This window comes from Dysgonomonas hofstadii, from assembly GCF_014196915.1.
GTDB classification, from domain to species: Bacteria; Bacteroidota; Bacteroidia; order Bacteroidales; family Dysgonomonadaceae; genus Dysgonomonas; species Dysgonomonas hofstadii.
In genome coordinates, this window is record NZ_JACIEP010000004.1 from 339,103 (window position 1) to 354,874 (window position 15,772).

Sequence of the window (15,772 nt, forward strand, 5' to 3'; positions counted from 1 at the left end):
TCAACTGTTATTTACGGTTTAAAGAATCTGTTATTTTCATTCTGGACGCTTTATAAGCCGGAACTCCGGCCGATAATATATTAAGTAAAAGACATGCGACGAACACCGACATTACTATGGGTACAGATATGAGAGCCTGAACAGGTATGGCGTCGGCAGTAGTTATTCCCAGCAACCATCGTTTGAACCACAAAATGATAAAATAGGAAAAAACAAGTCCAATAAATCCTCCTGTAAGGGTCGTAATAAAATTTTCATACAAGACCTGAATGAGAATGACTGATTTCTTTGCCCCAAAAGTTTTTCTTATACCGATCTCTTCGGTGCGACGCTTGATACGCGAAATGCTTATTCCTGACATATTAATTGCCGGAATAAGGAGTAAGACCAATATTATAAAAATCATTTTCCGGTCGGCTTTTTTTACATTTGGTTCTTCTCCGCCTTTGTCCAGTTGTTGTACTTTGTGATCATATGGACCGAAGAGAGTAAGAGTCCATTGTTCGTCTACGGCATTGTATCTTCGTTCGGCGTTCCTTACTTCATTACGGATAGCATCGAAGTCCTTTTTATTTTTTGCTTTTAATAACAGAATACATATATCGCTTTCTTCGGATGGATATGGCAGGAACAGATCGGAATATCCATATTCAAATACAGGCGACACGTCTTTTATCACGCCACTTACGATATAAGGTTTAAAGTTTACCTGTATTTCTTTTCCAATAATATCATCATTGCTTCCGAATAACTCAGATGCAGTACTTTCAGTCAGGATAACTTTCTTAGCCTGAGTATTCAGATCGTCTTTTGTAAATGGCTTTCCTGCAACAAAATCAAACGACATAATCTTCCAGAACGAATCATCCACATTACGGCTTTCCAAACCAATATTTCGTGAAATATTGGCAGACCTGACTTTTACCTCTTTTCTGGAAGGACTGATGACTGATATCATTTCCGGTGTTTTCATTTCCGGCAACAGATAATTCTTGTAGATTGAATATGCTATATTGCGATTACGAAAATTGCTCCCATCTTTCATATCCATCCTTTGATATTTCAGATATAGTGTTTTATTCCGGTTGACCTCAGGAGAAATACTTGCGTTCTTTATTGAATATGCCACGATTATTACCATAATCATCATAATAGCCAGAGCTGTACCGATAATGGTTATTAAGCTGATAAACTTATTCTGTTTCAGCATTTCTATGGCTTGTTTGAAATATATCTTATACATATCCGTTAATACGATTTTCAATTGATATTATTCGTTACGTAAAGCATTGGCCGGTTCGATCAGCGATGTACGGTAGGCCGGATAACATACTCCGGAAAAGATTATACATGCCATTATCAGATATGTTGCCAAGATACCAAGAAGGAAACGAAACGGTGTAAATTCGATCCATTCCAGGTGTACGAGTTCGAATAATCCGATATTTAAAGCAATTATTATTACCGGAATCATGGCTAGTGAAAGTAAGGCCAATCCTTCGACAATGACTAGTAATTGCAGTTTCAGTTTGCTGGAACCTAAAGCTATGCGCAATCCAAGTTCACTTCGCCTCTGTTGGACACGCAAACCGAATACCCCCGATATTCCCAGAAAAATATTAACCAGCAAGAAACCCAGAAGAAGAGACCTTACATAAATTGTACTAGCCACGGGCCCTATAGTTCCTTTTCTTATATAAGATGCCGGACGCACATCCATCATATAAATATTTCCTACCATCAGCAGGGGAGCCATATCTTTGATAAAAGCATCTATAAAGCCGGGGCTTTCTTCCGGTTTTGTCCGTATACACAACTCCATATTCGATAGATTACCTGAATTGACCGTATGTGTAATATCATCTTCTGATAATAAGCTGAAAAAAGAACGATGCGGTTTAAAATATTCAGACCATCTGACCGGTATATATTCAGCTGTTATTTGTTTTTCCTGTCCATTCTCTCCGACTATCACATTCTTTCCAATGATATTTCCTTCTTTAGTCAAATCTTCGGCCATATTTGAAGAAATAATTATTGAATGCTGGCTCAATGCTGTCTTCGGGTCTTTTCCATCCGGTGACTGGATTTTAAATACATCGAAGAATGACAATGTAACCCGGTATTCCTGTGCAGAAACCCCAGTGTCATTATAAAGCAGTTTTTTATAGAAAGTCTGACTATACGGAGTTGCGGCATAAGGTTGTGAAGCAACAGACAGAGAGACCGACTCTATTGCCGGATATTGCCTGATGCGCTCCATTACAGCTAATAGATCTTCTCCTGTTGTAGTTGTTTTATCTTCCGGCGATATATAATTATCGCTGCCTTGTGTCCGTTCACTCAAGTCGATGCGATATGTGTTTTCTATGTTAAACCCCAGAGGTGTATTCTCAATCGTATACAAAGCCCCCATATAATCAATTATATACCAAAGGCATACTGATACGAATATCAATTCCATTATTATCCAGAAATTACTTTTCTGCTGATTTAATATTATTCTAAATACCTGTTTAAGCATAAATTAGTCCTCCCTTAACGATTCTACTATTGGTGTCGATGAAACTCTCCACGCAGGAATCCCTGCACTCAATACATTTATTACAACACAAAACAAAAATGTAAGAAAAAACGTACCCGGAGTAATAAAAACAGAGGGATTAAGAGCCGCTTCAATATCCAGCCCAAAATAATTATTCTGATTGAAACCAAAATCTTTCATTAACGAACAGCCTATATAAGAAAAAGCCAAACCCAAAACTCCTCCTATTAAAGAATATACCATTTGTTCGCTCAAAACCTGCCATATCAAAACATTCTTAGTCGCTCCATAAGCTTTTCTTATACCTAATTCGGTTATTCTCTTTTTCATTCGCGATAGAGTAAGCCCGGAAAGATTTATTGCCGGAACAATCAGAAGAATGAGTATCAGTCCGATATCTGACAGATATGATCTTTGCATATCGGGATAGCCGGCTCCAAAGCGGTGATCTTCAACATATCTTGTGTCCGGTTGACCGTAAAAATCAACTTTGTAGTCTGCAAGCGTTGTATTATAACGACTGACCTGCTGTTCGACTTCCTTGCGGATAGCACCAAAATCGCTTGAAGAGTGTGCTACTATCTGACATTTATACATTCCTGTTATACCTTCCGAGTCAGAGCTTTGCCCTGCCTGTACCGATGTATAAGGAATCCATGCATGGGCATAAGTAGCAACTGTAATCGGGGAAAGGTCTTCAACCACTCCGGCAACAATATATGGTATAAAATTTAACTGCACCTCTTTGCCTATGACATTCCCGGTTGTACCGAATATGGTGCGTGCAAGCTGTTTGCTTATAACTATTTTTTTAATACCAGCATCAAATTCTTCTTTATTATATCCGTTTCCCTCTGTAAACTTAAAATCGAAGGCTTTCCAGAATACATCGTCGGTATAGAGTACATAGCATCTTTTTTGATTGCCTCCTCCCGGTAAAGTTGCAAGGTGAGAATGGATAAAAGAGGACACAGTCACCGCTTCAGGTATTTTCAGCGATTGAAAACATTCCCTGATTGTTTTTAAAGACATAAAACCATTGACTACCCTGTTATCAGACTCTTTTTCTTTAACACCTACCCACTTTACATACAAAGAGCGGGTACGGTTATTTTCAGGAGACAGGTTCATCGTCTTTGCCCTTATTGCAACCAACAACGATATTATCATCCCTATAGATAAAGCTATCCCCAATATGGAAATAAAGGCAGAATAAGGATTGTCTTTCAATGATTTTAAAGCTTGTTTCAGATAACTTGCTTTCATAATGTTATTCCTCCAGTTTTAAAGCTATAGCGGGTTGAGTTTTTGATGCCAGATGTGCCGGATACCATACGCTGACCAAAGCAAACAATAGCATGAGGATGATAGTGGCTAAAACTGCAATTAAAAACAATAATATATCTATTTCAGGAAAAACAGTTCTATATAAATTCACAGCGATAAAGCAGCCTATCAGTATTGTAAGGGCTGTACTAAATATGCTGAGAAGAGAATAAAACCTATTCTTCAACAGTGACCGGAATATTATTTTAAAGTTGATTAGATTCATATTTGGGTAAATTGCTTTTCTTGTTTCTGGGATTACTTACTATTCTACTCGTCTTCCGTCAAAGAAACGTACAATGCGTTTTGTCGTTTTTGCAATATGTTCGTCATGCGTTACCATTACAATAGTTGTTCCTTCACTATTCAGGTTGAACAGAAGATCCATAATTTCCGATCCCATCTTACTGTCCAGATTACCGGTAGGCTCATCGGCAAGTATTATTTGAGGATTGCCAATAATAGCACGGGCTATAGCGACACGCTGGCATTGTCCACCAGACAGCTGAGACGGAAAGTGTTTCATCCGGTGCGATAATCCTACTTTGTCCAATACAAGTTTGGCCATTTCGCGGCGGCTCTTATCTCCTGACTTACGATAAAGAAGCGGAAGTTCCACGTTATCAAGTACATTTAGTGAGTTTATCAAATGGAAACTTTGGAAGACAAATCCTAATGTTTTATTACGGAACCCCGCCATTTCTTTATCTTTCATATTATTTGTTTGAGTATTGTTTATAAGGATCTTTCCTTCTGTCGGTACATCCAGAAGTCCCATAATATTCAGCATGGTACTCTTACCACATCCTGACGGGCCCATTACAGAAAGAAAATCTCCTTTTTCTACTTCAAGATTTACATTTTCCAGTGCTACTGTTTCTACTTCTTTTGTGCGGTATATCTTTGTTATACCTTGCATACTGATAATTGGCATAATCGTATTGTTTTTAATTTTTAATTTTTAGTTCTTTCTTGTTCCTATATTGATTCATATCCGAGATAATCACTTTTTCTCCCTCATTCAGGCCATCAATTACTTCGACATATTCAAAGCTGCTTTCGCCCAGTTTTATTTTTCGTTTTTCGGCTTTATTACCATTTACCACCCACAATTCGTAATCGCCTGCTCCGATATAATAAGATGCATTGGGTATACGTATGGCTTCATCCTGAATGCCGTGAGTAACATATACATCTGTTTTCAACCCGCTTCTAAGACGGGAATTGCCGTTATCTTTGAGCATAACAATAAATTGTATTACACCATTCTTCACCGAAGGTGTAATATTTACTACAGTACCGTCTAATTGCAATTGTCCGATTTTAATAATAGCTTTTGCTCCCGAACTCAATCGTTCTGCATAGCTGTCTGCGATCTCAGCCTCTACTTTGAAATGGCTTAAATCTGAAACTATGGCAATCTGTGTTCCGGCAGATACCTGAGATCCAATTTGATTATTCACATATGTCAGTGTTGCATTCTGAGGCGACAAAATACGGGCGTCTTTCAGTAACCGGGCACTTTCTGATAATGATTTTTCAAATATGCTCAGGTCGAGTTGTTGAACACGGGCTTCAGCGGTTGTATTTTTCTTCTGATTTTCTATTTGTTGTTTTAGTTGTTGCAGTTCCAATTTGGCAACCTCATAGCTTAATGCCGCCTGACGTACTTTGTCGGATGTGCTGGCTCCAATGCTATCCAGATAACGTTCATTGTCAAGTTCGGTTTGCATTTGTTTCAGGTTCATTTCCTTAACTTGCTTCTGCATTTCCAACTCTGAAATTTTATTATCTAAAGATATTTGCGATTGGATGAGTTTGCTTTTTTTCATTTCCAGCTCATCCAATTTTTGCTTATGTTCTGTTTCTATAGATGCCAGTTCCAGTTTTAATATTGGTTCTCCGGTGTTGACAGAGTCTCCGGCTTCTTTATATACTTCGAGTATACGGCTGGCTATAGGCGAGACTATTATTTCTTCGGTTAATGGTATTACTTTTCCCGATGCGTTCACTGTAACTTCTATTGTTCCCTTGTCTACTGTTCCTATTACAAGATTTTTTGAAGGAATAGATCCTTCCATTATATTTAATATAATGACAATGACTACAACAATTGCTACGAATATACTACCATACCGTATTATTTGCTTATTCCGTTCTTTCTTTTGAATACTCAAAGGTATTTCTCTGTCCATTTTTCAATGTATTATAGTTTTCTGTATATATTAGGCAACTCCTATGCCGAAAATATAAAGTACTTTAATTCAATGTAATATGAAAATTAAACATGTCCGTTATCGGACATGTTGTACGGAAATATTATTACATTTTGATTTATCTTTAAATAATGCAAAAGAGTTAAAGAAAATTACAATTTAAGTTCATACCCTAAAAAGAGATCTTGAAATCTGATTCAAAGACTAAAATTAGCATGTAAAGGTTGTTGAAGAACTGGATATAAATGCTGTAAAATGAGTTGGTGGGTAAATATTGCAGACTAATCAATCTGATGTAAAGAGGAGATGTATAAACAAATTTTTGTATTTTTGTATTCACTTACACACTTATTATGATAAAAGCAATTTTCTTTGATATTGATGGAACTCTTCTGAGTTTTAAGACACACGCATTATCTCAATCTACAATAGATGCAATAAATTCTGTAAAACAAAAAGGAATAAAAGTTATCCTGGCTACAGGACGCTTATTGAAGCAGATCAAAAATCTTGGAGATATTGAATTTGACGGTTTTATTACAGTAAATGGTTCTTGTTGTATCACCACCGAAGGTCAGGTTATTGGAAAAAGGCTTATACCTAGAGAAGAACTGGAATCCTTGCTCTCATACCAGGAAAAAGTAATGCAGTTTCCTTTTGCTTTTATGGTTCAGGAGGGATCGTGTGTTAATTATGTAGATGATACGGTAAAATTGATTTCTGACCTGGTAAAGGTGCCTGTGCCTCCTGTGAAGGATCTTAGAGCAATGATTGATGAGGAAATACTCCAGATTAACCTTTATGTAGATAAACCTACAGAAGACAAAATTATGAGGGAAGCATTAATTAGTTGTGAATCGAGCCGTTGGCACCCTGTTTTTGCCGATGTAAATGTAAAGAGTACCAATAAAAGAGTTGGTATTGATGAATTCTTACATTATTATAATATCGAAAAATCCGAAACAATGGCTTTCGGTGATGGCGGAAACGATATAGAAATGCTGAAACATGTAGGTATAGGTGTAGCTATGGGAAATGCCGGAGATGATGTGAAAGCTGCGGCTGACTATATTACCGATAGTGTGGACGATAACGGTGTGGCAAATGCGCTTCGCCATTTTGGACTGATAGAATAGCTTATAAATATAACAGAAACTTTTGATTTTTTCTTCCGGTTAAGCTTAGGAAAAGAGTGAGTGGATACTTTTGTCAAGTTTGTTAATCATCAGATTTGTATAGAAAGGACATTGTCAATTTTTCGGTTGCACAGAGATCGCGAAAATTCTACCTTTGTGATAAGATACAGTAATGATTATTAACTGACAAGGTATAATTACCGATTTTCAACATAGAGAAGATGGAAACAGAAAAGGATATATTTTATAAGGCATTTCTCGAAAGGGATAGTTCATTTGAAGGAGTATTTGTAGTTGGAGTAAAAACTACCGGTATCTTTTGTCGTCCGACTTGCCCTGCAAAACCCAAGTTGAAAAATATCGAGTTCTTTCATTCTGCCAAAGAAGCCATGGATCATGGTTACAGGCCATGTAAAGTGTGTAAACCATTGGAAAAACTGGGAAATCCGTCTGAAGACATTAAGCGGCTTTTGGAATATCTGGAAGAGAACCCTACCATTAAAATAAAAGATGCCGGATTAAAAGAAATGGGATTGGAACCAAGCCAGGTACGACGTTGGTTTTTAAAGAATTATAAGTTGACCTTTCACGCTTATCAGAGAATGTTCAGGGCAAATAATGCTTTTCAACGCTTCCAGTCAGATCAGAGTGTGACAGATGTAGCCTTTGATTCAGGATATGATTCATTAAGCGGATTTAATAGTATGTTTAAGAGTATTATCGGAGCTTCCCCTCACAAAAGTAAAGATAGGCGTATTGTTAATATAATCCGTATAGAAACGGCATTGGGAATGATGATTGCCGCTGCGACCGATAAAGGAATCTGTATGTTTGAATTCGCAGATTACAAGCACCTTGAATTAGAATTAAGGCAGTTGGCTGATTCTTTCGGAGCGCCACTCGTACAGGGTAATAATCCCCATTTCGATACGCTCAGAAAACAATTGGAGGAATATTTTAAAGGAGATCGTAAAGATTTCAGTATCCCTTTAGATTTGGTAGGCACTGAATTCCAAAAGCAGGTATGGCTTAGTTTGTTACAGATACCTTATGGTAATACAACGACGTATGCAAAGCAAGCCGAATTGTTAGGTAAACCTTCTGCCGTGAGGGCTGTTGCCAATGCAAATGGAAAAAACAAAATCTCCATTATTTTACCTTGTCATAGGGTTATTGGTGCAGACGGTACTCTTACCGGTTATGGTGGTGGAATATGGAGAAAGAAAAAATTGCTGGAATTTGAAAGAGATAATAATAAAATCGAATAATTGCAATCGTCTGCCTTTTGCTTTAAATATGCCCGATACCACGAAAAATATTATCTTTGGAGCAATAAATATTATGAAAATGGAAGATCTGATAGATAGACGCTGTGGGTGGTGTGGAAACGATGAGTTATATATAAAATACCATGATGAAGAATGGGGTAGGCTTGTTACTGACGATAAGATTCTGTTTGAATTTTTGATTTTGGAAAGTGCACAGGCCGGGTTGAGTTGGATTACTATCCTAAGAAAACGCGAGGGGTATCGTAAAGCCTTTCATAATTTTGATGCCGGGGAGGTTGCCAAAATGACAGCTGCCGATGTTGAGCGTTTGATGCAATTTGACGGAATCGTAAAAAACAGGTTAAAAATCACATCTACAATTACTAATGCAAAACTATTTCTGGACATACAAAAAGAATTTGGTAGTTTCTACAATTATACACTATCATTCTTCCCCGGCAAAAAGCCGGTAATAAATCACCTGAAATCGCTGAGTGAAGCACTTGTTTCATCTCCCGAATCGGATGCGATGAGTAAGGACATGAAGAAGCGAGGTTTTAAATTCTTTGGTTCTACCATTTGTTACGCTTATTTGCAAGCTGTCGGTTTCGTAAATGACCACTTGGTAGATTGTTTTTGCAGAGACAAAATCTGATTTCCGACTGTTTTTTAACAGTCTTACTGTTTGTGAATCAAATGATTAAGTTGTATTTCAAAAATACTCTGTTTTTGAAATGCAAGATTCATGATAAATAAATTGATTAACCCCAATAAAAATTATACATTTGCACCGAATTTTGGTGTTATCTTTTATATTCTTAGATGATGATGAAAAGGGAATTGGGTGAAAATCCCAAACAGACCCGCTGCTGTAAACTCTGTAAGAATCTTTGGACAAAGCTCAATACCACTGTCGAAAATAGTGAACAGTTAACAGGACGTAGTAATAATAAAGATTGATAACTGATGACTAAAGAGACGGGAAGGTTGTTCAGAGATAGAGTAAGTCAGAAGACCTGCCAAAATACTTGATGTTGTGAAGTTTTCGGGTTATAAAGCTTCAAAACGATCATATGTATTATATATCATTTAGAAAAGTTAAAATGTAGGTAAGCTGTTTTTATGGCTTGCTTCTTGAGTATATATTATTACACTAATTCAGTATAAATATGGATGCATATAGAAATTTTAATGGTACGGAATGGCAGGAAAAAATTGATGTAAATAATTTTATCCAGAAAAACTACACAGAATATAGCGGGGATGATTCCTTCCTTTGTGGCCCGACAGAGGCTACTTCAAAATTGTGGGAAAAGTTGTCTGACATGTTCAGGATCGAGCAAGAGAAAGGTATCTACGATGCCGAAACCAAAATACCATCACAGATAGATGCATATGGACCCGGTTATATAGATAAAGATTTGGAAAAGATTGTTGGAGTTCAAACGGATAAACCACTGAAAAGGGCGATTTTCCCTAATGGTGGACTACGCATGGTACAACAAAGTCTCGAAGAATATGGATACAAACTGGATCCTATCACAACCGAAATATATAGTAAATACCGTAAGACTCATAACGAAGGCGTGTTTTCAGCATATACAGATAGTATTCGCCGTGCACGTAGTAATGGTTTGTTGACCGGTCTGCCCGATGCATATGGGCGAGGACGTATTATCGGCGACTACCGCCGTATAGCATTGTATGGAGTGGACCGTTTGATGGCAGAGCGTGAAAAGCGTTTCCAGGAATGCGATCCTATTGTAATGACGGACGATCTGATCCGTCTTCGCGAAGAGTTAAGCTCTCAGATACAGGCACTGAAAGCGCTGAAACGCATGGCGGCAAGCTATGGATTCAATATCTCGCAACCAGCCAGAAGTGCTCAGGAAGCTATTCAATGGACATATTTCGGGTATCTTGCCGCTATTAAAGATCAGAATGGCGCGGCAATGAGTCTCGGACGAGTAACTACATTCCTTGATATCTATATCGAAAGAGACCTTAAAGAAGGTGTAATAACAGAATCTGAAGCACAGGAATTGATAGATCATTTTATCATGAAATTGCGGATTGTCCGGTTCTTACGTACGAGTGAATATAATGAATTATTTTCGGGAGACCCGGTGTGGGTGACTGAGTCGATAGGCGGTATGGCAAACAATGGTAAATCGATGGTTACCAAGAACAGTTATCGTATGCTTCATACGTTATATAACCTGGGGCCTGCACCTGAACCGAATCTCACAATCCTGTGGAGCGATCGTCTGCCGGAAAACTGGAAACGTTATTGTGCTAAGGTATCTATCGATACATCTTCACTCCAATATGAAAATGACGATCTGATGCGTCCGCAGTTAGGTGATGATTATGGCATCGCTTGCTGTGTATCACCGATGCGTATAGGTCAGCAGATGCAGTTTTTCGGAGCCCGTGCCAATCTGCCTAAAGCATTATTGTACACAATAAACGGAGGTAAAGATGAAATCACCAATGCTCAGGTACTACCTAAGCACTGGGTTGAAAAAGTTTCCGGTGATTATCTTGATTTCGAAGAGGTTTGGGCGAAATTTGACCGTACATTAGACTGGGTTGCCGAAACTTATGTGAAAGCATTAAATATCATCCATTACATGCATGACAAATATTCATACGAAGCTCTTGAGATGGCACTTCATGATGTGGATATAGTTCGTACGCAAGCCTTTGGTATTTCGGGATTATCTATCATTGCCGATTCTTTTGCTGCCATCAAATACGGTAAGGTGCGTATTGTAAGGAATGAAAACGGTGATGCGATAGATTATGTTATTGAAGAAGATTATGTCCCATTCGGAAACAATGATGATAAGACTGATAAGTTTGCGGTAGAGATTGTAGAAAAGTTTATGAATAAAATCCGTAAACGTAAAATGTATAAAGACGCGATACCTACTCAATCGGTATTGACCATTACATCGAATGTCGTATACGGAAAGAAAACAGGCAATACACCTGACGGACGTCGGGGTGGTACTCCGTTTGCACCGGGAGCTAATCCTATGCACGGGCGGGATATAAGAGGGGCGGTAGCATCACTTTCTTCTGTGGCCAAACTTCCGTTTGAGCATGCAAACGATGGTATATCATATACATTTGCAATTACACCTAACACACTGGGAAAGGGTAGGGAGGAAGAAGCAAAGAACCTTAGCGGATTGCTTGACGCATACTTCCTTCAAACAGGTCATCACCTGAATGTAAACGTCTTTGACCGCCAGTTATTGGTTGATGCGATGGAGCACCCTGAGCAGTATCCGCAACTTACGATTCGTGTATCAGGTTATGCAGTCAACTTTATTAAGCTTACACGCGAACAACAACTTGATGTTATAAACAGGACGATAACAACTGATTTTTAAAAGCAGAATATTTATCACACAGGGATAACAGATAAAAGGAGACTTTCTTTTATTATTATCTGTTTCTCCGTGTGAATTTTTAAACTTATATTTTAAGTATTGATGAAGGGCTATCTTCATTCTTTTGAATCATTCGGGACAAAAGATGGACCGGGTATACGTTTCGTCGTTTTTATGCAAGGATGTCCTCTCCGGTGTCTTTACTGCCATAATCCTGACACATGGAATATGTCGGATAATAGGATAGAAATGACTACTGATGAAGTTTTTGCGGAAATAAAGAAAGTGAAAAATTTCATCAGGACGGGAGGCGTGACCCTGTCGGGAGGCGAACCTCTTTTACAACCCGGGTTTGCATTAAAACTATTTAAGATATGTAAAGAACATAATATTCACACAGCTATTGATACCTCAGGTATATTCTTGAACGACAGGGTAAAAGAAGTGCTTGAATATACCGATCTCGTTCTGCTTGATATTAAACATATTAATTCTGATAAATATAAAGAATTAACCGGCGCCAGCTTAGAGCCTACATTAAAATTTGCTGAATATCTGGCTACGATTAATAAACCTTTCTGGTTACGCTATGTGTTAGTTCCCGGTTTTACAGATGATAAGAACGATTTAAAAAACCTGGCTAAATATGTGTCCCGTTTCAGGAATCTGGAAAAGGTGGATATTCTGCCGTTTCATCAGATGGCTACTCATAAGTGGAAAGAATTGGGCCTGAATTATAAACTGGAAAATATACAGCCTCCACTAATTGAAGATATAAAAAAAGGAGAAGACATATTCAGAGAAAACGGATTAATGATTTAGTGAGAAAATTATAAGTAAAATGGCAAACTATTATTCACCGGAAGAAACAACTTCAAACTTTGCAGCATCTGCTATTTATAAGAAAAATCTATCCCTATTTAAATTTATGCTAATAGCCCTTCTTGGAGGAGCTTTCATTGCTTTTGGCGGTTTATTGTCTGTCATGGTTGCAGGAGGAATGCCAGGGGTAGGGGAGTCTAACCCCGGCTTGATAAAGTTTATCGCCGGAGCATTATTCCCTGTAGGATTGATTATGGTTTCTATAACAGGAGCCGATCTTTTTACGAGCGATTGCGCCGCTTTTTCTTTTCCTTTATTACAAAAAGAAATCAGAATAAAACAATTTTGTAAACTATTACTTTTGTCTTATTTGTTTAATTTTGTAGGTACGCAGCTTATTGCTTTCGTGCTTTCCTATGAAGTAGGATTATTGGATAAAAATCCATGGCAGGTCTATTTACATCATTATGCAGAGTCAAAAATCAATCAGGATTTCATAAAAGTATTTATTAAAGGGATTGGTGCAAACTGGCTTGTTTGTCTGGGGATGTTTATGGGGTACGCAGCAAAAGACATTACGGGTAAATGTGTTGCTATCTGGATTCCGGTAATGTTATTTGTAACGCTGGGTTATGAACACTCTGTAGCCAATATGTTTTTTATTCCTGCCGCTATTTATTCCGGAGCAGATATAACCTGGGGAACTTTCTTTTTCCAAAATCTTATTCCTGCGACAATAGGCAACCTGATTGGTGGAGCTTTTCTGGTTGGCTGTGTATATTGGTATTTATTTTTGAAAGAGGAGAGGTCATGTAAGTCTTAATGTTTTGTATAGAATTTAGATGTATAGGCCTATGCCGGAAAGTACGAAGCAATGACGAAGTAAGTATAGGTTGAGTACAAAAAGAAAGTTATATGGATATCGGAAATTCTGTAAAAAGACTTATTTTTGTTTTTCATTATGACTGCATCAATAGACATTTCCAATAAAGAATTCAAAAATGCTCTCGACCTGATAGAACGGAGTAACCAGTCCGTTTTTCTAACAGGGCGGGCGGGTACAGGTAAATCTACTTTTCTAAGGCACCTCTGTCAGACAACAAAGAAAAAGTATGTCGTTCTGGCTCCTACGGGTATAGCAGCCATAAATGCAGAAGGTTCGACATTGCACTCTTTTTTTAAGTTACCATTCCGGCCGATGGCTCCCGATGATGCAGATTTAAGTCTTGTGGGCGGGCGTATCTTTGAATTTTTCAAGTACAGGAAGGAACATCGTAAAATAATACAAGAGGTAGAACTGATAATCATTGATGAAATATCGATGGTAAGAGCCGATACAATAGACTGTATCGATAGGATTCTCCGTGTCTATTCCAACAATATGCGTACTCCTTTCGGAGGCAAGCAGCTTGTCTTTGTAGGTGATGTATTTCAGCTGGAGCCTGTTGTTACACCGGATACAAAAGATATCATCAATAAGTTCTATCAGAATGCTTTTTTCTTTTCGGCTAATGTCTTTCGTGAAATAAACCTTGTTCCGATAGAATTTACAAAAATCTATCGGCAGTCAGATGAAAAGTTTATATCCATACTGAATAATATTAGGAATGGTAGATCGAATAACACCGACCTTAGCCTGCTTAATAACCGGGTAAATCCTACTTTCAATCCCAGGGAGGAGGATATGTATATCACTTTGGCTACCAAACGCGATAATGTTGATTACATTAATGAAAAAAAGATGGCTGAACTCAATACATTTGAATTTGTCAGCTATGGCATAAAAGAAGGTGATTTTCCTGAATCTTCACTTCCTACCGCTCAGGAACTAGTACTCAAAGAACATGCACAGGTTATGTTTATACGTAACGACATGCAATGGCCTCGTCGTTGGGTGAACGGTACTATTGGCATTATATCGGGGATCGATGAAGAAGGGCATGTGTATGTCCTTAAAGATGACGGATTTGAAGTTAAAGTGGAACTGGAAACATGGCGGAATTACAGATACAGGTATAATGAAAAAGAGAAAAAAATAGAAGAAGAAATCATAGGTACTTATACACAACTACCATTAAACGCAGCATGGGCAATAACCATTCATAAGAGCCAGGGACTGACTTTCAATAATGTGATTGTGGATTTTAGTGGAGGCGTTTTTGCTGGAGGACAGGCCTATGTTGCTCTGAGCAGATGTACATCATTAGAAGGGCTTATCCTTAAAAAGAATATCAACAGGACAGATATATTTATACGTCCTGAAATAGTTGAATTCAGTAAACAGTTCAATAATCAGCAATTGATAAATAAGGCTCTAAAAGAATCAGATGCCAGTTATCTTTACAGGGAAGCGATAGAGCGATTTGATGAAGGGAATTTTGATGAGTTTCTAACTCATTTCTTTAAAGCGATTCATGCCCGCTATGATATTGAAAAACCATTACCGCAAAGATATATCAGAAAGAAGCTGAATGTTATAAATAAGCTTAAAGCAAGAAATCGGGAGTTACAAGACAGGTTGTATGATCAGTCCGAAACTTTAAAGAAATTAGCGAAAGAATATTACCAGATGGGTAATGAATGTATTGTCTCATACAAGGATTATCGTGCAGCTTTGGCAAACTTTAACAAAGCATTGGATTTAGATCCTACCTATTTAGATGCATGGATCAGAAAAGGGGTTACTTATTACGATCAGGAAGATTATTATGAGTCCTTGAAATGTTTCAATAGAGCCGTGGAACTAAGTCCATTATCATTTAAGGCATTGTATAACAGAGGTAAGAACAGGCTTAAAATCGATGAGCCCGAGCTGGCACTTACCGACCTGCTAAAGGCTTCTGGCCAGAAGCCTCGTCATGCTTCCTGCCACGAGTATTTATCAGAAGCTTATGCTGCAATTGGTAATGTTGAATTATCGGATAAGCACTATCAGATTGCACAGGAGCTTAGAGGTACAAAGAGTAAAGATTTATAATTCCTGAATTATAAATAATTGGAGGAATTATTCAATTATAAATTGAACAAATTAAGAACAATATATAACAGAAAGATGTCA

The 15,772-nt window shown here is 37.8% G+C and carries 13 protein-coding genes and 1 riboswitch; of the genes, 7 read left to right on the forward strand and 6 right to left on the reverse strand.

What is annotated here, in order from left to right; all coding sequences use genetic code 11:
* Window positions 1–7: 7 nt before the first annotated feature.
* From GGR21_RS07280 to GGR21_RS07305, 6 genes are all read right to left on the reverse strand, one after another.
* Window positions 8–1,243 carry an ABC transporter permease gene (locus tag GGR21_RS07280; RefSeq protein WP_183306540.1) on the reverse strand — a complete coding sequence of 412 codons (1,236 nt, stop codon included), beginning with the start codon at window positions 1,241–1,243 and terminating at the stop codon, window positions 8–10.
* A 27-nt stretch (window positions 1,244–1,270) separates the two neighbouring features.
* A complete protein-coding gene (locus GGR21_RS07285; protein ID WP_246348016.1) occupies window positions 1,271–2,464 on the reverse strand; it encodes an ABC transporter permease in 1,194 nt (397 codons plus the stop codon).
* Between the two features lie 63 nt (window positions 2,465–2,527).
* Complete coding sequence (locus tag GGR21_RS07290) at window positions 2,528–3,811, reverse strand: ABC transporter permease (RefSeq protein ID WP_183306542.1); 1,284 nt, start codon at window positions 3,809–3,811, stop codon at window positions 2,528–2,530.
* Between the two features lie 4 nt (window positions 3,812–3,815).
* Window positions 3,816–4,097, reverse strand: coding sequence for a nucleoside-diphosphate sugar epimerase/dehydratase (locus GGR21_RS07295; RefSeq protein WP_183306543.1), 282 nt, complete (start codon window positions 4,095–4,097; stop codon window positions 3,816–3,818).
* A gap of 39 nt (window positions 4,098–4,136) precedes the next feature.
* Window positions 4,137–4,805, reverse strand: coding sequence for an ABC transporter ATP-binding protein (locus tag GGR21_RS07300; protein ID WP_183306544.1), 669 nt, complete (start codon window positions 4,803–4,805; stop codon window positions 4,137–4,139).
* 13 nt (window positions 4,806–4,818) lie between these two features.
* Window positions 4,819–6,066, reverse strand: coding sequence for an efflux RND transporter periplasmic adaptor subunit (locus GGR21_RS07305; protein ID WP_183306545.1), 1,248 nt, complete (start codon window positions 6,064–6,066; stop codon window positions 4,819–4,821).
* A 374-nt stretch (window positions 6,067–6,440) separates the two neighbouring features.
* On the opposite strand from GGR21_RS07305, the gene GGR21_RS07310 reads away from it, so the two are divergent.
* The 7 genes from GGR21_RS07310 to GGR21_RS07340 all read left to right on the forward strand — a co-directional run bounded on the left by GGR21_RS07310 (window position 6,441) and on the right by GGR21_RS07340 (window position 15,691).
* A complete protein-coding gene (locus GGR21_RS07310; RefSeq protein ID WP_183306546.1) occupies window positions 6,441–7,223 on the forward strand; it encodes a Cof-type HAD-IIB family hydrolase in 783 nt (260 codons plus the stop codon).
* Window positions 7,224–7,444: 221 nt separating this feature from the next.
* Window positions 7,445–8,491, forward strand: coding sequence for a bifunctional transcriptional activator/DNA repair enzyme AdaA (locus GGR21_RS07315; RefSeq protein ID WP_183306547.1), 1,047 nt, complete (start codon window positions 7,445–7,447; stop codon window positions 8,489–8,491).
* 79 nt (window positions 8,492–8,570) lie between these two features.
* Window positions 8,571–9,146: a DNA-3-methyladenine glycosylase I gene (locus tag GGR21_RS07320; RefSeq protein WP_183306585.1), complete on the forward strand. Its 576-nt coding sequence runs from the start codon at window positions 8,571–8,573 to the stop codon at window positions 9,144–9,146.
* A gap of 126 nt (window positions 9,147–9,272) precedes the next feature.
* A riboswitch (cobalamin riboswitch) is annotated at window positions 9,273–9,529 on the forward strand.
* 131 nt (window positions 9,530–9,660) lie between these two features.
* Window positions 9,661–11,892 (forward strand): formate C-acetyltransferase, encoded by a 2,232-nt coding sequence (gene pflB / locus GGR21_RS07325; protein ID WP_183306548.1) that lies wholly within the window; start codon window positions 9,661–9,663, stop codon window positions 11,890–11,892.
* A gap of 102 nt (window positions 11,893–11,994) precedes the next feature.
* A complete protein-coding gene (gene pflA / locus GGR21_RS07330; RefSeq protein ID WP_183306549.1) occupies window positions 11,995–12,714 on the forward strand; it encodes a pyruvate formate-lyase-activating protein in 720 nt (239 codons plus the stop codon).
* Window positions 12,715–12,733: 19 nt separating this feature from the next.
* The gene (locus GGR21_RS07335) at window positions 12,734–13,537 is read left to right on the forward strand and encodes a formate/nitrite transporter family protein (protein ID WP_183306550.1); all 804 of its coding nucleotides are present in this window, start codon (window positions 12,734–12,736) and stop codon (window positions 13,535–13,537) included.
* Between the two features lie 138 nt (window positions 13,538–13,675).
* A complete protein-coding gene (locus GGR21_RS07340; RefSeq protein WP_183306551.1) occupies window positions 13,676–15,691 on the forward strand; it encodes an AAA family ATPase in 2,016 nt (671 codons plus the stop codon).
* The last annotated feature ends 81 nt before the right edge of the window (window positions 15,692–15,772 follow it).